This window comes from Aquabacter sp. L1I39 (assembly GCF_017742835.1).
GTDB lineage: Bacteria > Pseudomonadota > Alphaproteobacteria > Rhizobiales > Xanthobacteraceae > L1I39.
Genome location: NZ_CP072392.1, coordinates 5,215,093 through 5,232,985, shown reverse-complemented (window position 1 = coordinate 5,232,985; position 17,893 = coordinate 5,215,093). Strand labels below are relative to the sequence as shown.

Below are 17,893 nucleotides of genomic sequence, written 5' to 3'. Positions count from 1 at the left end.
CTGCGCATGACCCGTCGGCGCGCCCGGCGCGCCGTGCGGTGGAAGACGAGGCGTGATCGGCAGTTACCTTGCCGCCACAGGCATGGGGGTCGCGATGCCGAAACGCTGGCGGTAGACGAGGTAATTCTCCATCACCCGCTGCACGTAATTTCGGGTTTCCGAATAGGGAATGCACTCAACCCAGTCGATGGGGTCGACATCCTTATCGCGCGGGTCGCCATAGCGGGCGAACCATTTGCGCACGCTGCCACGCCCGGCATTGTAGGCGGCGAAGACAAGCAGCGGGTTGCCGCTGTAATTCTCCACCAGTTCGCCCAGCTCGGCCGCGCCGAACTGCACATTGTAGGACTGGTCGCTCATCAGGCGCGCCTCGTTGTAAGGCGCCCCCGTCTGCTTGGCCACTTCGCGCCCCGCCGCCGGGGTCACCTGCATCAGGCCCATGGCCTTGGCGCTGGAGAGGGTGCGCGGGTTGAACTGGCTCTCCTGCCGGGCCACGGCATAGATCATGGCCTTGTCCACTGGATTGCCGATAGGGGTATAGGAAGGAAGCCCGAACGTGGGGAAGGCGGCATGGTCGAGGGGATGGCCTTCCGCCAGGCCTTCCTTGCCGACCACCAAGGCACCGCGCGCGTCGCCATTGGCCTGGGCGAGCTGGGCGAGAAGGACGAGATGGGTGGTGTCCTCCATACGCCAGGCCATGTCGTAATAGATGGTGATGGGAGTGTCACGATCGCCCACCGCGTAGAGCAGCTTCAGGGCCCGGACCACCTCGATCCGGTCGAAATTCGCCTTGGCCTGGCTGGAAGGCTCGGGCTCGCGGCGCAAGGCCACCTGGGGCAGGCCGAGGCGGGCGCGGGCTGCCTGGCCGTAGAAGGTGGTGGAATAGCGCGCCGCCGCCTCGTAGCGCCCGCGGGCCGTGCCGGTGTCGCCCATGGCCTGTGCCGCCCGACCCTGCCAATAGGCGGCGCGTGAGAGCGTGATGGGGTGGTCTTGCTGGTGGTCGATGCGGGCGAAATGCTGGGCGGCGAGGCGCGGTTCATTGAGGAAGCGCAGGGCGATCCAACCTGCGGTGAAGGCCTGCTCGGCACGGTAATTATTGGCCGTGGGGGAGGCCGCGTCGGCTGCGACCTTATAGGCGAGCCTGGCATTGCCCTGGTCCAGGAGTTCGCGAGAGACGAGGCGCCGTTCGATCCACCATTCGTCGGTGTCCACCTGCGCCTCGGCGCTGTCCGGCGCGGCGAGGAGTGCTTGCGCCGCTTCCTCGTTGCGGCCCGCCCGGCGCGAGACCATGGACTTGGCGAACAGATAGGCCGGATCGTTCGACAAGGTCATGGGGACTTGGGCGAGGAGGCTGGCGCCGTTCGGATCCTGCTTCTCGATGGCAAGACGGGCCCGCGTCAGGGCCACCACATCCGAGCCGGCCCGCTGGGCGGCGCGCATGGCGCGCTCGGGATCGGGCTTGTAGGAGAACTTGTCCGCCCGCGCTTTGTGGTCGGCGCGGGTGATCAGCGGTCCGAACTCGCTGAGGATGGCGCCTTCGCTCGATTCGGACAGGTCATCGGTGCGATAGGCATCGCGCACCAGCGCAGCCACCGTCGCCCGGTCTCCCGACGCGGAGAGCACGCGCGCAAGCGCGATCTTGCCAGGGCCGGTGAGTGGTGCCTGGTCGCCGAAGAAGGCGCGTACCGTCGCGGCGGAAGGCTTTTCCGCATAGAGCACGGCCTCGGCCTTGCGGCGCAGCGTGGACTGGGTCGGCCAATAGGGCTTTTCCTTCAGGAATTGTGCGATCCGCTCGAAGCCAAGGTCGTTGGGCGCACTGCGGATGACGAGCCATGTGACGAGATTGCGCGCCACCGGATCGTCGAGCGAACTCGCCGCAGCCATGGCCTCGGTGCCCTTGCCGTTCTTCGCAAGCGAGATTGCGGAGCGCAGCGTGCCCAGTTCGCCGGTAAGGGCCGGCATCGGCGCGGCCGCCGGAGCGGAGGGCCTGCCGGCGGGCTTGGCTGTCGGCTTGGCCTGGGCCTTGTGGTCGGACTTTGAAGAGGAAGGCTTTGACGAGGATGAGCTTTTTGCCGCCGGCTTAGGTGTCGGCTTTGAGTCCGATGACGAGGTGGCGGCGAAAGCGGACGGCGCGAGGGCCGGGCTCGCGCAGGCAATGGCAATCGCCAGGGCGGTGCGGGAGATCAGGCGGGTGGCAGTCGGCATACCGATTCCTCGTGGCCATGAGGCAGGCTCAATCGCCCAGATAATCCTCGACCTCCATTGACGAATTCCTAAGCATACGTGCCCGGCGATCCCGGCAAAAGCAGGGCTCATGCCCCAAGGTTTGCAACGTTGAGGCCTTCCAGCCTGGGCCGCAACAGTTTATCTCATGCGTTCCGCCCCGCGCCGCAGGTGGCCGCGGGGCGTGCAGCCACGAACCAGAACACGAACCAGAACAAGGCCGCCGCCATGACGTCCCCATCCTCCGCTTCCCGTTATCGTGGGTCGTTCACCGCCCTCGTCACGCCGTTCAAGGACGGGAAGCTGGATGAAAAAGCGTTTCGTGACCTGGTGGACTGGCAGATCGCCGAGGGCACGCATGGCCTCGTGCCGGTGGGCACCACGGGCGAGAGCCCCACTTTGACCCATGACGAGCACCGCCAGGTGGTCGAATGGTGCGTGAAGCAGGCGGGCGGCCGGGTGCCCGTTATCGCCGGCGCTGGTTCCAACAACACCGTGGAGGCCATCGACTTCGCCCGTCATGCGGAGAAGGTGGGGGCCGACGCCGTGCTGGTGGTGACGCCGTATTACAACAAGCCCACCCAGGAAGGCCTCTACCAGCATTACAAGGCCATCGACGCGGCCATCGGCATTCCGATCTTCATCTACAACATCCCCGGCCGCTCGGTGGTGGATATGTCGGTGGAGACCATGGCCCGCCTCTATGAGCTGAAGAACATTGCCGGCGTGAAGGATGCCACCGCCTCCATGGTGCGGGTGTCGCAGCAACGCCAGGTCCTGGGCGAGGACTTCATCCAGCTCTCGGGCGAGGATGCGACCGCGCTCGGCTACATGGCCCATGGCGGCCACGGCTGCATTTCCGTGACCTCTAACATTGCCCCGCGCCTGTGCGCGGACTTCCAGACCGCGTGCCTTGCGGGCGACTACAAGGCCGCCCTCGCGCTCCAGGACAAGCTGATGCCCCTGCATACCGGCCTGTTCGTTGAAACCAACCCGCAGCTCCCCAAGTATGCCCTCTCGGTGATGGGCAAGATGGACGAGGAGCTTCGCCTGCCGCTGGTGCCTGCCACGGAGGGTGCCCGCGCCGTGGTCCGCAAGGCCATGGTCCATGCTGGCCTGATCAACTGACGAAAGGGGCCGGCCCCGGGCCGGCCCTCAAGGACCTGAATGAGCGAGAAGAAGAAGGAACGCCCCCGCAAGGTGGTTGCCGACAATCGGCGGGCGCGGTTCGACTACGACATTGGCGAGGTGTTCGAGGCCGGTATCGCGTTGAGCGGCACCGAGGTCAAAAGCCTGCGCAATGGCAAGGCCACCATCGGCGAGAGCTATGCCGCCGCCAAGTCCGGCGAGATGTGGCTCTACAACGCCTTCATCCCGGAATATCTGCAGGCCAATCGCTTCAATCACGAGACCCGCCGGCCGCGTAAGCTGCTGCTCCACAAGCGCCAGATCGCCAAGCTGGCCAACGCAGTGGAGCGCGAGGGCATGACGGTCGTGCCGCTGAAAATCTATTTCAACGAGCAGGGCCGCGCCAAGGTGGAGGTCGCCCTCGCCAAGGGTCGCAAGACCCACGACAAGCGCGAGGCTGTGAAGGAGCGCGACTGGTCGCGCGACAAGGCACGCCTGATGCGCGATCGCGGGTAGGCGTTGAGTGGTCGCCCGGCCCTGCGTCTGCGGGGGCGATTGACATCGCCCCCGTGCCGGCTTGAAAGTCAGGGCTGCGCCGAGGCGTCCAGAGGAACAGGGCGGGAGCTGTTCCGCCCGGGGCGTGAAATTCGCCTCTGTTCAACAAGGTAGAGCAGGCCGTGACCGACTACACCCAGCTTCCCGACAATCTCCCGGCGCCCGAGGATGACGGGCGTGCCGATCATCTGCCGGGCCTGGAGCTGCCGATCATCAATCTGCCCTCAACTGACGGGCGGTTGGTTGACCTGTCTTCGCTGTCGGGCCGCGTGGTGGTCTATTGCTATCCCCGCACGGGCGATCCCAACGCGCCGAACCCGGTGGGCTGGGACGAGATCCCCGGCGCTCGCGGCTGCACCCCCCAATCGTGCGCCTTCCGCGACCATTATGCGGACCTGACCGCCCATGGTGCGGCTCACGTCTTCGGCCTGTCCACGCAGAATTCCGCTTATCAGCGCGAGGTCGTGGAGCGATTGCACCTGCCGTTCCCACTGCTCTCCGACCATGCCCTGTCCTTTGCGCGCGCGGTGGGACTTCCCACCTTCACGGTTGAGGGCATGGTACTTTTGAACCGCCTGACCCTCATCATCGAGGAGGGGGCCATCGGGCATGTCTTCTATCCGGTCTTTCCGCCCCATAAGAATGCGGCGGATGTCCTGGACTTCCTGAAGACCCGTCACCCCAGATAGCCGCGCACAGCCCGGAAGACGGACCGGAACATCTCGGGCGTCAGGACGCCCGTATTGGTGTTGTAGCGCGAGCAATGATAGCTCGCGAACACCTCCAGCCCCCCGATGCGCGACCGGGCGCCGTGACCGAAAGGATGGTGCGCCGGGCGCGCCCCCAAAGCGGCGATGGTCGAATCGTGGGCGATCTTGCCGAGTGTCACGATGGCTTGCAGGCCGGCCGTCTCCTGGAGCACCGGCGACAGGAAGGACCGGCAGGTCCGGATTTCCGGCGTGGTGGGCTTATTCTCCGGTGGCACGCAGCGCACCGCATTGACGATGCGGGCATCAATGAGCCTCAGCCCGTCATCCGGCCGAGCCGCATAGGTGCCGCTGGCAAACCCCATTTCCAATAGAGTGGAGTAGAGCAGGTCTCCGGCATAGTCGCCGGTGAAGGGCCGCCCGGTGCGGTTCGCGCCGCGTAGGCCCGGCGCCAGCCCCACCACGAGGAGCCGCGCTTCGGCAGGACCGAACACCGGCACCGGCCCGTTGAACCAGGACGGCTCAGCCGCGCGCCATTGTTCGCGGAAGGCGACGAGGCGCGGACATAGGGGGCAGTCGTGCCCCGGCTCGAAAGTCATGGGAATCAGGTGTCGTTGTGGTCGACGCTGGGTGCCCCGCGCCGCTCCAGAAATCGTGGCGTCTCCTGCATGCGCCCCTGGCGCTCGGCCGGGTCGCGGCCGATTTTCGGCTGCAACTCCACCAGATCGACGAAAATATCCGCCTGCCGGCGCAGATCATCTGCGATGAGAGGTGGCTGGGTCGCGATGGTGGACACCACGCTGACGCGGATCCCCTTGCGTTGCAAGGCTTCCACCAGCGAGCGGAAATCCCCGTCGCCGGAGAACAGGATGATGTGGTCGACAAAGCCGATCAGCTCCATCGCGTCCACGGCGATCTCGATGTCCATGCTGCCGCGCACCCGGCGGCGGCCCTGGGCATCGGTGAACTCGCGGGCGAGCTTTGTGACGACTGAATAGCCATTATAGTCCAGCCAGTCGAGCAGCGGCCGGATGGAGGAATATTCCTGATCCTCAATCAGGGTAGTATAATAAAATGCGCGCAGCAGGTAGCCCCGCGACTGGAACTCCTTCAGCAGCCGCTTATAGTCGATGTCGAAACCCAGAGCCTTCGTGGCGGAGTACAGGTTGGCGCCATCAATCAGGAGCGCGATCTTTTCCGAAGCGATCATTAGGAGGTCCGCGCGAGGGCATTTTGCCCGTTAGATAGAACGGTTAAAAAATGGAACCGCGCAACTTTTTCCGATGTTCGCGCGGCGAGCGCAAGTGAAAAAAAGTGGAAACGTCTTGCGCCATCTGACCTTATAGGCTATGGGGCGCAGCTTCAACGCACCCGTTGCGTCATTTTTTACCGCGCACGAGGGAGTGCCTGTCCAATGGCCCGTGTTACCGTTGAGGATTGCATCGACAAGGTGGACAACCGGTTCGAGCTGGTCCTCCTCGCCGGCCACCGTGCCCGCATGATTTCTTCCGGCGCCCCGATCACCATCGATCGCGACAACGACAAGAACCCCGTCGTGGCCCTGCGTGAGATTGCTGACGAGACCGTCAGCCCCGAGGATCTCAAGGAAGACCTGATCCACTCGCTCCAGAAGTACACCGAGGTGGACGAGCCCGAGCCTGAGGCGGTGCCCATGATCGCCTCCAGCGAGTCCGGCTCCGTTGATGATGCGGACATCGTGATGGACCGCATGACCGAGGAAGAGCTGCTCGCCGGCCTCCAGGGCCTCGTGCCCCCGGAGCATTCGGACGACGACGAAGGCTGAGCCCTCGGTCACCAGGACGAAAAACGGCCGGGCGAGAGCCCGGCCGTTTTTGTTTGGATAGCCATTGCCGGTGGGGCGGGGGTCAGAACCCCACCGCTGTGCCGCGCAGATCGTAGGCGTCGGAGCCGTCGATCTTGACCGAGGTGATTTCGCCCACCCGAAGCGGGCGGCGGGAAGCCACGTGCACGCGGCCGTCAATTTCGGGGGCGTCGCCCTTGGTGCGGCCGATGGCGCCCGCCGGGGTCACCGCATCGATGATCACCTGCTGGCGCGTGCCCACCTTGCGCTTCAGGCGGCGGGCGGAAATGGCCTGCTGGGTGCGCATGAAGCGGTCATAGCGCTCGGTCTTCACCTCTTCGGGCACCGGATCGGCCAGGGCATTGGCCGGTGCACCGTCAACCGGCTCGAACTTGAAGCAGCCCACTCGGTCCAGTTCCGCCTCGCCAAGGAAGTCCAGCAATTCCTGAAATTCCGCCTCGGACTCCCCAGGGAAGCCGACGATGAACGTGGAGCGCAAGGTCAGATCCGGAACCGCCGCGCGCCACGCCTGCACCCGCGCTAGGGTCTTCTCCTGGGCGGCCGGGCGCTTCATGCGCTTCAGCACGGTGGGGCTGGCGTGCTGGAATGGGATGTCCAGATAGGGCAGCACCTTTCCGGCGGCCATCAGCTCCATCACGCGGTCCACGTGGGGATAAGGATAGACATAATGCAGGCGCACCCACGCGCCCAACTCGCCCAGCGCTTCGGCCAGATCATAGAAGCGGGCCTGCCGCTCCTTCTCGCGCCACGTGCTCGGGGCATATTTGATGTCGACGCCATAGGCCGACGTGTCCTGGGAGATGACCAGGAGCTCCTTCACGCCCGCCGCCACCAGCTTCTCCGCCTCGCGCATGACGTCGGAGAGCGGGCGACTCACCAGGTCACCACGCAGCTTGGGGATGATGCAGAAGGTGCAGCGGTTATTGCAGCCTTCTGAAATCTTCAGATAGGCGTAGTGGCGGGGCGTGAGCTTCACGCCGTGCTCGGGCACGAGGTCCAGGAAGGGATCGTGCTGCGGCGGCACCGCCTCATGGACGGCGGCGAGCACGCTCTCATATTGCTGCGGGCCGGTGACGGCCAGCACCCCGGGATGGGCGAGGCGGATCTGCTCGGGCTCGGCGCCCATGCAGCCGGTGACCACCACCTTCCCATTCTCGGCGAGCGCGTCGCCGATGGCGGCGAGGCTTTCGGCCTTGGCGCTGTCCAGGAAGCCGCAGGTGTTGACGATGACGAGATCCGCTCCCGCATGGGTGCGGGTCAGCTCATAGCCTTCGGCGCGCAGGCGCGTGACAATGCGCTCGCTGTCCACCAGCGCCTTGGGGCAGCCGAGGGAAACGAAAGAGATGCGGGGCGAGGCTTTCGGCGCGAGTTCGGCCATGGCGCGGGGCGCGGTGTCCTTAATGTTCAGAAGGGCGAGCCGTTAAGGGAGGACGGAGGCGCCGTCAATCCCGCGCGCAGTCATGGGAGGCCTGCGCGTTCACGAGCGCGTGGCTGCCCATGTGCCTCGCCCTCACTTCTGTGCGCTTCACAGGCGCGGGCCGGGCGGCTACAGCAGGAAAGAGCGGCCGCGCCCAAGCCGGCCAGGGGGGGGGCCATGATCTATGTGATTGCCTGCATCGCGGGCATTGCCGGCCTGTTGTTCGGCTTCGACGAGGGCATCATCGCAGGCGCCCTTCACCCCTTGCGCCAGACATTCGGCATTTCTCCGCTCGAAGAAGGGCTGATGACGGCAACCGTGCCCCTCGGCGCGCTTGCTGGCGCGGTGCTGGGCGGCTGGCTCGCGGCGCCCCATGGCCGGCGGAAGCTGCTCATGGGGGCAGGCCTGCTCTTCATCGTGGGGGCGGCCCTGTGCGCTATCGCGCCCAACCTGCTCGTGCTTTCGCTGGGCCGCCTGCTGCTGGGCCTTGCCATCGGTGTCGCGGCCATGGTGGCGCCGCTCTACATTTCCGAGACGGCGCCCGCCCGCATCCGGGGCCGGCTGGTGTCCGTCTATCAGCTGGCGATCACGCTCGGCATTCTGTTCGCCTATCTGGTCGGCTGGACCTTCGGAGAGTCCTGGCGCGGCATGTTCGCCACGGCGGTCGTGCCCGGCATGCTCTTGCTGGCTGGCGTGGCGGCGCTCTCCGACACGCCCCGCTGGCTCATGCTGCGCGGCCGCACCAAGGATGCGCGGCAGGTGATCGCGCGCATCGAGGGCGTCTCCCCCTCCGATCCCAAGGTGGAACGGGCGCTGGCGGAAATCACGGCCGCTGTGAGGTCCGATGCGGGCGGGGGAAACTGGCGGGACCTGTTCGGCCCTGTGGCGCGCCCCGCTCTGGTGGTGGGCATGGGGCTGTTCCTGCTCCAGCAACTTTCCGGCATCAATGCGGTGATCTATTTCGCACCGACCGTGTTCGCCCATTCCGGCTTCTCTTCCACCCAGACCCAGCTCCTTGCCACCGTGGGAATCGGGATCGTCAATGTGTTGATGACGGTGGTGGCCATGGGCCTCATTGACCGGATCGGACGGCGGAAGCTGATGTTCATCGGCTTTGCCGGGGCGGCCGCGAGCCTCGGCATGATCGCAATCTCAGCCTGGGCGAACATGCCGGGCATGGAGATGGTCTCCATCATCGGCCTCGTCCTCTACATCGCGTCCTTTGCAGTGAGCATCGGCCCGCTGCCGTGGGTCATGATGTCCGAAATCTTCCCGCTCAATCTGCGCGGGCCGGGCATGGGTGCGGCCTCGCTCACCAATTGGGCGTTCAACTTCGTGGTGGTGCTGACCTTCCCGGTGCTGATCGACGTCATCGGCCTTGCTGGCGTCTTCGCCATCTATGCCCTGGTGTGCGTGTTCGGGCTCTTCTTCACCGCCCGCTACGTGCCAGAGACCAGCGGACTGTCGCTGGAGGAAATCGAGGCTCACCTCAAGGCTGGAAAGCCCTTCCGCACGTTGGCAGCCGCCGTGCATTCCTGAAGGCGCAAAGGGAAACGGGTGTCGTTACCCCGGTCCCGGAAAGCACCAGCATGCCCGCGCCGGCAGCGCGGGCGGCGCGGAAAACCCTTTGTGCGATTGCGAGGGATTGGCTTATGTCAGGGGCCGCAAAGGCTCGCGCGTGCCGTGGGTCCGGTGCTTGGGTGTTGAGAGGAAGCGTGCAATGGCCGACTACACCATGATCGACGAATGCCGCATCGGTGGCGGCAGGACCCTCATTCCGGTTCTCGATCTTGGCGAGCAGGCCCTGACCGGCGTGTTTCCGAAGGATCCGGCCGCACCCATCACGCGCGGTCCCCTGCGTCTCGTCTGGTGCCCCACGTCCGGGCTTCTCCAGCTCGCCCATTCCTTCAGCCTGTCGGAAATGTATGGCGAGAATTATGGCTACCGCTCCGGCCTCAACCAGAGCATGGTGCGCCATCTCACTCAGAAGATCCGCTGGCTGGAGCGCTTTGCCGGGCTGTCGGCGGGCGATACGGTGCTGGATATCGGCGCCAACGATGCCACCTCCCTGAAAGCCTACACAGTTGCCGGGCTCAACCGCATCGGCATCGACCCGACCGGAGCCAAGTTCGCCGAGCACTATCCCGACGACATCAAGCTCGTGCCCGACTTCTTCAGCACGCGCGCGTTCGCCGCCGCCGGCGCGGCGCCTGCCAAGATCGTCACCTCCATCGCCATGTTCTATGATTTGGAGGATCCCATCGCCTTCGCGCGGGAGGTGGAGAGCGTCCTGGCGCCGGGCGGCATCTGGCATTTCGAGCAGAGCTACATGCCCTCGATGCTCCGTCTCACCTCCTATGACACCGTCTGCCACGAGCATCTGGAATATTATTCCTTCGGCGTCGTGCAGGCGATCCTGGCCGCCGCCGGCATGCGCGCGATCGACGTGAAGATGAATGCCGTGAACGGTGGCAGTTTCGCGGTGACGGCTGTGCGCCAGAACGATCCCCGCGAAGGCACCCGTGCGGTCCTTGACTGGTTGCTGTCCCAGGAAGAGCGGATGGGGCTCGGCACGCCTCGCCCGTTCCGCGATTTCGAGGAGCGCGTCTATCGCCACCGGGAAGACCTCGTCCGCCTCCTGCGGGCTTTGGCGGCGGATGGCAAGAAGGTGTTTGGCTATGGCGCCTCCACCAAGGGCAACGTGGTGCTGCAATTCTGCGGCATCACGGAGAAGGAATTGCCGGCGATCGCGGAGGTCAATCCCGACAAGTTCGGCGCCTTCACGCCCGGCACCCATATCCCCATCATCTCCGAGGAAGAGGCGCGGGCCATGAAGCCGGACTATTTCCTGGTGCTGCCGTGGCACTTCAAGGACGGCATCGTCCAGCGCGAGGCGCAGTTCCTGGCCGATGGCGGCCATCTGATCTTCCCCTTCCCGGAGATCGAGATCATCTGAATCTGGGGCTACGGCGCCTTGCGCCGCCAGGGCAGGACGAAGGGTTCGCCGTCGCGCGTGCCTTGCTCCACCGTCACCGCGAAGGCCTGCGCCATCAGATCCGGGCGCAGCACGTCACCGGGCGGCCCCTCGGCGAGGATGCGCCCGTCATGCATCACGGCGAGGCGATCGCAGAAGCGCGCGGCAAGGGTGAGGTCATGAAGCACCAGCGCAACGGCGGTTCCGCGCCGTGCCGTGGCGCGCAGCAACTCCATGACCTGAAGCTGGTGGTAGGGATCGAGCGCCGCGACGGGCTCGTCCGCCAGCAGGACGGGGGCCTCCACCGCCAGCGCGCGCGCCAGTAGCACCCGAGCCCGCTCGCCGCCCGAGAGGGACCCGGTGATGCGATGGCGCAGGGCCACGACATCGGCAGCCCGCAGGGCCCGTTCCACAGCAGGGTCGTCGGGGGTGGGCGAGGGATCGTGCGGTAGCCGCCCCAGCGCCACCAGGTCCGCCACGCGCATGGGCCAGTGGATGCGCCCGCCTTGTGCCAGGTAGGAGATGGTGCTGCCCCGTTGCGCGCGACCAAGTTCAGCGAGGGGACGTCCTGCGAAGGCCACCGTGCCGGTCTCCACCAGGTCGAGACCGCACAGGGCCCGCAGCAATGTGGTCTTGCCGGCGCCATTGGGCCCGATGAGGCCCAGGAGCTCGCCGCCTGTCACCGACAGGGAGACGCCGTCCAGGACCCTGGCGGCCCCCCGCATTGCGCTGATAGCCCGTGCCTCGAGCATCATTCTCCCTCCACCTTCAAGTGCCGGAGCATGGCGAAGAAGAACGGGGCGCCGATGAGCGCCGTAACCACGCCGAGCTTCAGCTCTGGCCGGGTGGGAATGAGGCGGACGGCAATGTCCGCGCCAAGGGTGAGTGCGGCCCCCGCAAGCCCGCTCACCAGCAGAAGCCGGCCTGGCCGATGCCGCACCAGGGGGCGCATCACGTGCGGCACAACCAGCCCCACAAACCCGATGGCGCCCGACACCGCCACCGATGCACCCACCGCGGCCGCTGTCCCACCCACCACCAAGAGGCGGACGCGGGGCATGGAGAATCCGAGGCTGGCTGCGGTGTCCTCGCCAAGCGTCAAGGCGTCCATGGCGCGTCCGGTGGCGAGCACCAGAGCCCAGCCGGACAGCATGAAGGGCAGCGAGAGCGCCACATGCACAAGCGATCGGTCGGACAGCGATCCCATCAGCCAGAACACGACTTCCAGCGCCGCATAGGGGCTGGGCGCGAGGTTGAGGGCGAGCGCCGTCAGGGCGCCGGTGAGGCTGTTGATGGCGACGCCCGCCAGCACAAGTGTGGCCGTTCCGGTCCCTCGCCGCGCCAGGGCAAGCAGCAGTGCCGTGGCGATGGCGGCGCCAATCAGCCCGCCAATGGGCAGCGCCAGAGAGAAGGCCGCGCTGAGACCGAAGTAGAAGGCCACCACCGCCCCAAAGGCCGCCGCGCCGGACACGCCAACCACACCGGGATCGGCCAGGGGATTGCGCATGAGCCCCTGCATGGCCGCGCCGGTCAGACCCAGGCTGAAACCGACGGTGGCGGCGAGAATGGCTCGGGGCAGGCGCAGCTCCACCAGGACCAGGGCCGGGATGCTGTCGCGCCCGGCGAAGAGGTCGGCCAGGGCGCGCGGCCAATCCAGGGGCGCGTAGCCAAGCGCCACCGAAACCGCGAACAGCCCGGCCACCAGCAGGGCGAGGCCCGCGACCAGCCAGCCATGGGGAGACAGGCCGAGAAGATGGTGACGCGCGCGCGCGGGAACTTCACCAGGGGCGCTCATGGTTTGTCCCGCTGCGGTCCGAGCGGCGCCAAGGCTTGGGAGGTAGCGGTTTGGGGAGGCGCGCCAACGGACAGGCGCGCGGCGGCCTCGGCCAGTTCCGGCCCGGCGCAAGCCCACAGGCGAGCCGGCAGCACCACAGTCCGCCCCTCCTGGCTGAAGCCGCGCAAAGCCGGATGATCGAGAAGACTCTCGGCGAGGGAAGGCGGTGCGGCAGGGTCCGTGTCCACCACCAGAACGTCCGGATGTGCCACCACCACTTCTTCGAGCGGCAATTGGCCGAACTTGTCTGCGGGCAGACGCGTCGCGAGGTTGTCGAGGCCGGCACGGACCATCAGATCGTCCGCGAGCGAGGCCTTGCCCGCGGTGAAGCCGTTGGGGCGCAGGACAATGGCGGTGCGCGCCCGTCCGGAACGGGCCGGTAGCGCCGCGATCTCCGTCCGCATGCGAGAAATCATGGCCGCGCCGCGCTCCGGCTCGCCGATACGTTCGGCCACCTGTCGGATTTGCTCATAGGCCTCATCCAACGTCGTCGGCATGGGCAGTTCGAGGACCGGCACCCCAAGCCTGCGCAGCAAGTCGGACGTGGCGCGGGTGGTGAAGGCGCCGGTAATGACGAGATCCGGCTCCAGCGGAACGATTTCCTCGGCCAGCCCGCGATTGGTGGGCACGCCTTGCGCAAGAGCGGCGACATTGGAACTGCCGGGCTCACCGGCGAGAAAGGTGACCGAGGCGATGCGGTCGCGGTCCGCCAGCCGCAACAGCAATTCGTCGCCGCACAGATTGAGGGAGGCGATCCGCGCCGGCTTCGGTGGCCTCGTCTCTTCGGGTTGAGGCGAGCTAACCTGTTGTGCCGACGCCACAGCGGCGATCAGCAAGGCGAAAGCCGCAAGGCTCGCGCAGGCGCACCGCCCCCAGCCCCGCCTGCGCGGGCGGAGGAGGAGAGGGGGGCGGGCGGGCTTGCTCATGGGCCGCTCAGAAGGTGAAGCGAACGCCGCCATACGCGCCGAAGCCGGGCGCCAGGAAGCCGTTCGGATCTTCATAGGTCTCGTTGAACAGATTGTTGATGCGGCCATAGACGGTGGCATTTGGGCTCACCGCATAATTGGCCGCGAGGTTTAGGATAGTGTAGCCGGGCTGGTCCACATAATCGGAGGATAGCCGCACAATGTCCCACCAACTGGACACATAGATCAGCGTGGCGTTGAGGTTCAGCTTGTCGGTGGCCTGCCAGTCGGCGGTAACCGAAACCTTGTTGTTGGGCCGCCGCAGCAGGTTGCAGGTGTCCAGGGTGGCTGGGGCGCAGGCGCCGGCGGAGTAGCCCCCTCCCGGCGTGAAGGAGCCCTGTGCGTCCGTATAGGTATAGTCCACTCGCACCGAAAGCGTATCGGTGACCTGCACCGCCACGAAGGCTTCCACGCCCTTTGTGGTGGCCTGGGAGACGTTCACATAGGCATAGGTGACCGGATCGTAGCCGATGAGGTTCGTCAGGTTGTTGTGGAAATAAGTGGCGCCGAACGAGGCCCGGCCGTTCAGGACCTGCTGCTCGAAGCCCGCGTCCCAGCCGGTGCTTTCCTCGGGCTTCAGGTTGGGATTGCCGTAGACCGGGGCATAGAGCTGGTAGAGCGAGGGGGCGTTGAATCCGGTGCCGTAGGTGGCCTTCAGCTTGGTGCCCGTCTCCGGGATAAGATAAGCGGGCGCAATGCGATAGGTGGCATGGTCGCCATAGGTATCGTCGCTGTCGAAGCGCCCGTTAAGCGCTAGGAAGACGCGGTCACCCCAGGACGACTGGAGTTGGAGATAGGCGGCGGTGTCGCCATTGGAGGCGGAGAGTTCGCCCGAGCTGTAATAGCTCGACGACGTCATGCTCTCATTCTTGCGCTCGATGCCGCCCAACAGGGTCTGACCCGGCATGAAGGTCCAGGTGGAGCGTAGATAATAGGTCTGCATCTGGCCGTCATACGTGCCGTTTTCGGTCTGGTTCGGCCCTGTCGTGGGGCGCGACTGGTCAGTGGCCGAGACGCCGAAACTGCTCACCAGAGCCCCGTCCAGTGCCGTCCACACGCCCTCTGCCTTCCCCAGGAAGACGCGGGAGAAGGAGGTACTCGTCTGCATGGCCGGCATGGAGGAGAAAGTGGCCATGGAGAAAATGTCGGGCGTATAGGCCAACTGGCTATCGATATAGCGCCCGGTAAAATTGACCGAGAAATTCTCGGACAGGTCGAAGTCGAGGCGGCCGGAATAGGTCCAGTTGTCGAAGCTGTTGAAATTGGTGGGATAGCCGGGCGGCACCAGGCCCGGCGGCGTCACGGGAATTGAGGTGGAGGCGAAATGCCCGATATTGAAGGCATAGCCCACCTTGTCGGTGCCGCCGCTGACCCCAAGCGCCTGATTGAAGGTGCCGAGCGCGCCCGCCTCCACGAAGCCGTTGATCTTCGCCGGGCCGCTGCCGCGCTTGGTGGTAATGGAGATGACGCCGCCAATGGCATCCGAGCCATAAAGGCCGCTCTGAGGACCCCGCAGCACCTCGATGCGCGAGATGTCATTGGTCATGAGCTGGCCGAGATTGAACGTGCCGTCGGGCGAGGATGGGTCGGTCATGTCGACGCCGTCCACCAAGATCTTGACCTGGTTGGAATTGGTGCCGCGCATGAAAACGGAGGTGGTGCCGCCGGGTCCTCCGGTCTGAACCACGTTGAGGCCGGGCACGGACTGGAGCACGTCCGGAACGCTGCGCTCCTGGTTCCTGGAGATCTCGTCGGCGGTGATCACCGTGACGGAGCTTGCCACCTCGGAGGCGGGGGTGGCGGTGCCGGTCGCGCTGATGACAATCTGCGGCAGATCAATATCTGCACCAGCCTGGACCGCTGACTGGGCGCGCGCGGCCGTGGGTGCGAAAACCGGGACGAGTGAGGAGACGGCTACGGCCAGGAGTGCGGGCCGGGAAACGGCAAATGGGACGCGGGAAGGCATAAGGGCCTCGGGCGAGACGATGTGGCACGTCACCGCGGACGAGGCGGAAAGGGAGGATCCTTCCATTCGCCACCATCAGGACACCCCGCCCGACGTGCTCGCGTGTGACCACGGCTGACGGCAGGTCTCCTGGCTTGCGGGTCACCGTTCATTCGCCGCCTTCCCAGGCCCCGAGTGGCCCAGTGGCATCTGACGAAGAACTCGCCGCTCACAGTTGCGGGGGCAGCTGCAGATTCGGCGCGCAAGCACCTTCACCGCATTCCCTTTTGATCCCTTGCGGGAACCGTCACGGGCGACCCTAGGCGAGGCTGGCGGGAGGGTCAACCATCGGTTTGGCCACCCTCAGCTCTGCCGCGTCAAAGGCCTTTCCGTCGGCGCGGTCTTCTCGCTGGCGTCCCTGACATAATGGGGTGGGACCTCGGCGCCGCCCGTTGGCGCGGCACCACACTGCTGGAGCGCGTCCGTCGCGCAATCGAGCTGGAGTGAGAAACAGGCTGCCATGAAATATTCCACGCCGCGCAGCAGGGGCGGCAGGAGCTCCACCGTGCCCTGGTGGGCCGGAAGCCGGCGGATCAGCCCGGCATCCTCGGCCTCGCGCAGCATTTTCAGGACATGCGCGCGGGAGACGTCGAACTGGCGCGCCAGCCCTGCCACCGGAACCGGAACCGGTTGGCTCGGCGGGTAGGTGTCGCCTTCGCCGCCAGAATTATAGAGGCTGATGGCAATGAGAACCCCGGCATCCCGTTCCGCCAGCACCTCCATCTGGGGCGAATGTTCGAGAAGGCGGAAGCCGGCGCGGTACCGGTCGCCCTGATTGCGCACCAGTGCCGTGAGGAAGCCCGGCTCGCTCAGCCGGGCCAATGCTTCATCCGCGACCGAATCAAAGCGCGAAATGGCCGTGAGCATGGTCTTCCAGCGGCGCGTATATTCGGTGGTCATGCGCGGTGTGGGGACCAGGGGGCGCTGGCGCCTGTTCCCAGCCGCCCCAGATGTACAGGCATCCACATAGCCGGCCCAGCGCATCAAGGTGATGAGCGCCTTTGCGCGCCCCCGGCTGCACAGGTTGGTCTCCTCGCAGATGTCCGCGATTCGCGTGACCGTCAGGCCCACACCGTTCTCGTCAGGGCTGCTGGCTAGATAATAGCAAAGCAGTCCGAAGATGACCCGGCCCCGATCATTCATCAGCCGGTTCAGGAGCCGGTTGCCGTGATACATATCGAGGATGCCACGCGTGGCGATTTCCATCGCCTCGTGGAAGCGTGGATGAGCCATGAGAACGGGGATGCGCTCATCCGTGCGCCGCTTGATCTCGGCAAAACGGTGTGCCGTGTTCCTCTGTGCCGAGAGGTCATTCTGGGCCATTGCTATCCGCCACGCTCGGTTCCGCCCGACCCCCCGCAGGGCCTTCCAAGGTGAGCTATTATAGGTCGGTGGAGCCGGGGGAAGCGAGGGCTCAGGCGCTAATTTTGGTCAATAATCGCCGTTGAAAATCAGGGCTCTCACCGGTAACGCACAACAACTGACTGGGGCATTGCCTCTTAACCGCGAAAGGGAAAGTCATGTCCCTGTGGAATCGAAGCCTTTTTGCGATCGGCTTGGCCGGTGCGACGCTGCTGGGAGCGGTGCCGGGACATGCGGTGGTCTACTGCACCGGCCCCGGCGTTCCGGTGGGCTGCGTTGTGCGCCCGGCGCCTGTCGTGCACTGCACGCGTCCCGGCTATCCCGCCGGATGCGTTGCACGCGATGAGACGGGCGTGGGTGCTTTCCCCGGCGCAGGGGCGGGAGCTGCAGGTGCCGGCGTCCTTCCTGGTGCTGGATTTGGCGGTGCCGGTGCGGGTGCGGGCGTCGCTCCCGCAAATGCTGGCGGGCCGGTAAACCGGATGGGTGTGCGGTAAAAAGAGGAGAAGACACATGAAGACCGTTATTCTTGCTGCGGCCCTCAGCCTGGCCGCAACGGCCGCCTTGGCCGACAAGTCCGCGGCCACGGCCTGCGCGGCAAATCTGAGCGGCGACGCGAAGACCATCTACAATGCGGTCGCCCCGCAGATGGGTCCCGGCGCCTCGGTGCGCGACCTGGTTACCCAGCAGACCCGCGCCCTGGTCCAGGGTGGCACGATCTCGCAGGGCAATGCCCGCCCCGCTGCGGAGCAGGCCGGCCAGTGCCTGATGCTGTTCAATTCCTGAGCAGATCCCGCATCTTCACGGACAATGAAAAGGCCCCGGAGGCAATCGCCTCCGGGGCCTTTTCATTTCTGGTTCGTCTCCCAATGGCCACCATGCG

General features: G+C 65.9%; 18 protein-coding genes and 1 riboswitch. Of the genes, 9 read left to right on the top strand and 9 right to left on the bottom strand.

All coding sequences use genetic code 11. The features are described from left to right. Positions 1–63 precede the first annotated feature (63 nt). Positions 64–1,962 carry a lytic transglycosylase domain-containing protein gene (locus tag J5J86_RS23580; RefSeq protein ID WP_209102646.1) on the bottom strand — a complete coding sequence of 633 codons (1,899 nt, stop codon included), beginning with the start codon at positions 1,960–1,962 and terminating at the stop codon, positions 64–66. On the opposite strand from J5J86_RS23580, the gene J5J86_RS23575 reads away from it, so the two are divergent. The 4 genes from J5J86_RS23575 (at position 1,934) to J5J86_RS23560 (ending at position 4,595) form a co-directional block, all read left to right on the top strand. Further along, positions 1,934–2,266, top strand: a complete 333-nt coding sequence (locus J5J86_RS23575) for a hypothetical protein (RefSeq protein WP_209102644.1) — start codon at positions 1,934–1,936, stop codon at positions 2,264–2,266. The two genes, J5J86_RS23580 and J5J86_RS23575, sit on opposite strands and share 29 nt — an antisense overlap. A gap of 185 nt (positions 2,267–2,451) precedes the next feature. Continuing rightward, positions 2,452–3,351, top strand: coding sequence for a 4-hydroxy-tetrahydrodipicolinate synthase (gene dapA, locus J5J86_RS23570; protein ID WP_209102643.1), 900 nt, complete (start codon positions 2,452–2,454; stop codon positions 3,349–3,351). A gap of 39 nt (positions 3,352–3,390) precedes the next feature. After that, positions 3,391–3,867 carry an SsrA-binding protein SmpB gene (smpB, locus tag J5J86_RS23565; RefSeq protein ID WP_209102642.1) on the top strand — a complete coding sequence of 159 codons (477 nt, stop codon included), beginning with the start codon at positions 3,391–3,393 and terminating at the stop codon, positions 3,865–3,867. Positions 3,868–4,028: 161 nt separating this feature from the next. Next, on the top strand, positions 4,029–4,595 hold the full coding sequence (locus J5J86_RS23560; RefSeq protein ID WP_209102641.1) for a peroxiredoxin: 567 nt from the start codon (positions 4,029–4,031) through the stop codon (positions 4,593–4,595). Here the strand turns inward: J5J86_RS23560 and J5J86_RS23555 are convergent. Then, a complete protein-coding gene (locus tag J5J86_RS23555; protein ID WP_209102640.1) occupies positions 4,583–5,212 on the bottom strand; it encodes a uracil-DNA glycosylase in 630 nt (209 codons plus the stop codon). The genes J5J86_RS23560 and J5J86_RS23555 overlap by 13 nt on opposite strands. A gap of 5 nt (positions 5,213–5,217) precedes the next feature. After that, complete coding sequence (locus J5J86_RS23550) at positions 5,218–5,823, bottom strand: LabA-like NYN domain-containing protein (protein ID WP_209102639.1); 606 nt, start codon at positions 5,821–5,823, stop codon at positions 5,218–5,220. Between the two features lie 204 nt (positions 5,824–6,027). Between J5J86_RS23550 and rpoZ the strand changes: the two genes are divergently transcribed. Beyond that, positions 6,028–6,417: a DNA-directed RNA polymerase subunit omega gene (gene rpoZ / locus J5J86_RS23545; protein WP_209102638.1), complete on the top strand. Its 390-nt coding sequence runs from the start codon at positions 6,028–6,030 to the stop codon at positions 6,415–6,417. A gap of 82 nt (positions 6,418–6,499) precedes the next feature. On the opposite strand, the gene rimO is transcribed toward rpoZ, so the two are convergent. After that, positions 6,500–7,834, bottom strand: coding sequence for a 30S ribosomal protein S12 methylthiotransferase RimO (gene rimO / locus J5J86_RS23540; protein WP_209102636.1), 1,335 nt, complete (start codon positions 7,832–7,834; stop codon positions 6,500–6,502). Between the two features lie 216 nt (positions 7,835–8,050). Here rimO and J5J86_RS23535 point away from each other — a divergent pair, with 216 nt between their 5' ends. Both J5J86_RS23535 and J5J86_RS23530 read left to right on the top strand, forming a co-directional pair. Further along, complete coding sequence (locus J5J86_RS23535; protein WP_209102634.1) at positions 8,051–9,412, top strand: sugar porter family MFS transporter; 1,362 nt, start codon at positions 8,051–8,053, stop codon at positions 9,410–9,412. A gap of 181 nt (positions 9,413–9,593) precedes the next feature. Continuing rightward, a complete protein-coding gene (locus J5J86_RS23530; protein WP_209102632.1) occupies positions 9,594–10,829 on the top strand; it encodes a class I SAM-dependent methyltransferase in 1,236 nt (411 codons plus the stop codon). Between the two features lie 8 nt (positions 10,830–10,837). Here the strand turns inward: J5J86_RS23530 and J5J86_RS23525 are convergent, their stop codons facing one another. From J5J86_RS23525 to J5J86_RS23505, 5 genes are all read right to left on the bottom strand, one after another. Next, a complete protein-coding gene (locus J5J86_RS23525; RefSeq protein WP_209102631.1) occupies positions 10,838–11,602 on the bottom strand; it encodes an ABC transporter ATP-binding protein in 765 nt (254 codons plus the stop codon). Next, positions 11,599–12,642, bottom strand: coding sequence for a FecCD family ABC transporter permease (locus tag J5J86_RS23520; protein WP_209102629.1), 1,044 nt, complete (start codon positions 12,640–12,642; stop codon positions 11,599–11,601). The genes J5J86_RS23525 and J5J86_RS23520 overlap by 4 nt, the downstream gene beginning before the upstream one ends. Then, positions 12,639–13,517 carry an ABC transporter substrate-binding protein gene (locus J5J86_RS23515; RefSeq protein WP_209102627.1) on the bottom strand — a complete coding sequence of 293 codons (879 nt, stop codon included), beginning with the start codon at positions 13,515–13,517 and terminating at the stop codon, positions 12,639–12,641. The genes J5J86_RS23520 and J5J86_RS23515 overlap by 4 nt, the downstream gene beginning before the upstream one ends. A 97-nt stretch (positions 13,518–13,614) precedes the next feature. Continuing rightward, entirely contained in the window at positions 13,615–15,612 is a 1,998-nt protein-coding gene (locus tag J5J86_RS23510; protein ID WP_209102625.1) for a TonB-dependent receptor plug domain-containing protein, read from the bottom strand. A 102-nt stretch (positions 15,613–15,714) separates the two neighbouring features. Beyond that, positions 15,715–15,915, bottom strand: a riboswitch (cobalamin riboswitch). Positions 15,916–15,954: 39 nt separating this feature from the next. Then, positions 15,955–16,974 carry a hypothetical protein gene (locus tag J5J86_RS23505; protein ID WP_209102623.1) on the bottom strand — a complete coding sequence of 340 codons (1,020 nt, stop codon included), beginning with the start codon at positions 16,972–16,974 and terminating at the stop codon, positions 15,955–15,957. Between the two features lie 381 nt (positions 16,975–17,355). Here J5J86_RS23505 and J5J86_RS24580 point away from each other — a divergent pair, with 381 nt between their 5' ends. Both J5J86_RS24580 and J5J86_RS23500 read left to right on the top strand, forming a co-directional pair. Next, positions 17,356–17,487, top strand: a complete 132-nt coding sequence (locus J5J86_RS24580; protein ID WP_256437051.1) for a hypothetical protein — start codon at positions 17,356–17,358, stop codon at positions 17,485–17,487. 36 nt (positions 17,488–17,523) lie between these two features. After that, complete coding sequence (locus J5J86_RS23500) at positions 17,524–17,796, top strand: hypothetical protein (RefSeq protein ID WP_209102621.1); 273 nt, start codon at positions 17,524–17,526, stop codon at positions 17,794–17,796. Positions 17,797–17,893 lie beyond the last annotated feature (97 nt).

What these genes read in the sequence shown, in the direction of transcription:
- rimO (WP_209102636.1), bottom strand. Translation starts at nt 7,834, where the DNA reads ATGGCCGAACTCGCGCCGAAAGCCTCGCCCCGCATCTCTTTCGTTTCC.
- rpoZ (WP_209102638.1), top strand. Translation starts at nt 6,028, where the DNA reads ATGGCCCGTGTTACCGTTGAGGATTGCATCGACAAGGTGGACAACCGG.
- J5J86_RS24580 (WP_256437051.1), top strand. Translation starts at nt 17,356, where the DNA reads ATGAGACGGGCGTGGGTGCTTTCCCCGGCGCAGGGGCGGGAGCTGCAG.
- J5J86_RS23580 (WP_209102646.1), bottom strand. Translation starts at nt 1,962, where the DNA reads ATGCCGGCCCTTACCGGCGAACTGGGCACGCTGCGCTCCGCAATCTCG.
- smpB (WP_209102642.1), top strand. Translation starts at nt 3,391, where the DNA reads ATGAGCGAGAAGAAGAAGGAACGCCCCCGCAAGGTGGTTGCCGACAAT.
- J5J86_RS23555 (WP_209102640.1), bottom strand. Translation starts at nt 5,212, where the DNA reads ATGACTTTCGAGCCGGGGCACGACTGCCCCCTATGTCCGCGCCTCGTC.
- J5J86_RS23550 (WP_209102639.1), bottom strand. Translation starts at nt 5,823, where the DNA reads ATGATCGCTTCGGAAAAGATCGCGCTCCTGATTGATGGCGCCAACCTG.
- J5J86_RS23530 (WP_209102632.1), top strand. Translation starts at nt 9,594, where the DNA reads ATGGCCGACTACACCATGATCGACGAATGCCGCATCGGTGGCGGCAGG.
- J5J86_RS23510 (WP_209102625.1), bottom strand. Translation starts at nt 15,612, where the DNA reads ATGCCTTCCCGCGTCCCATTTGCCGTTTCCCGGCCCGCACTCCTGGCC.
- dapA (WP_209102643.1), top strand. Translation starts at nt 2,452, where the DNA reads ATGACGTCCCCATCCTCCGCTTCCCGTTATCGTGGGTCGTTCACCGCC.
- J5J86_RS23525 (WP_209102631.1), bottom strand. Translation starts at nt 11,602, where the DNA reads ATGATGCTCGAGGCACGGGCTATCAGCGCAATGCGGGGGGCCGCCAGG.
- J5J86_RS23505 (WP_209102623.1), bottom strand. Translation starts at nt 16,974, where the DNA reads ATGGCCCAGAATGACCTCTCGGCACAGAGGAACACGGCACACCGTTTT.
- J5J86_RS23520 (WP_209102629.1), bottom strand. Translation starts at nt 12,642, where the DNA reads ATGAGCGCCCCTGGTGAAGTTCCCGCGCGCGCGCGTCACCATCTTCTC.
- J5J86_RS23535 (WP_209102634.1), top strand. Translation starts at nt 8,051, where the DNA reads ATGATCTATGTGATTGCCTGCATCGCGGGCATTGCCGGCCTGTTGTTC.
- J5J86_RS23500 (WP_209102621.1), top strand. Translation starts at nt 17,524, where the DNA reads ATGAAGACCGTTATTCTTGCTGCGGCCCTCAGCCTGGCCGCAACGGCC.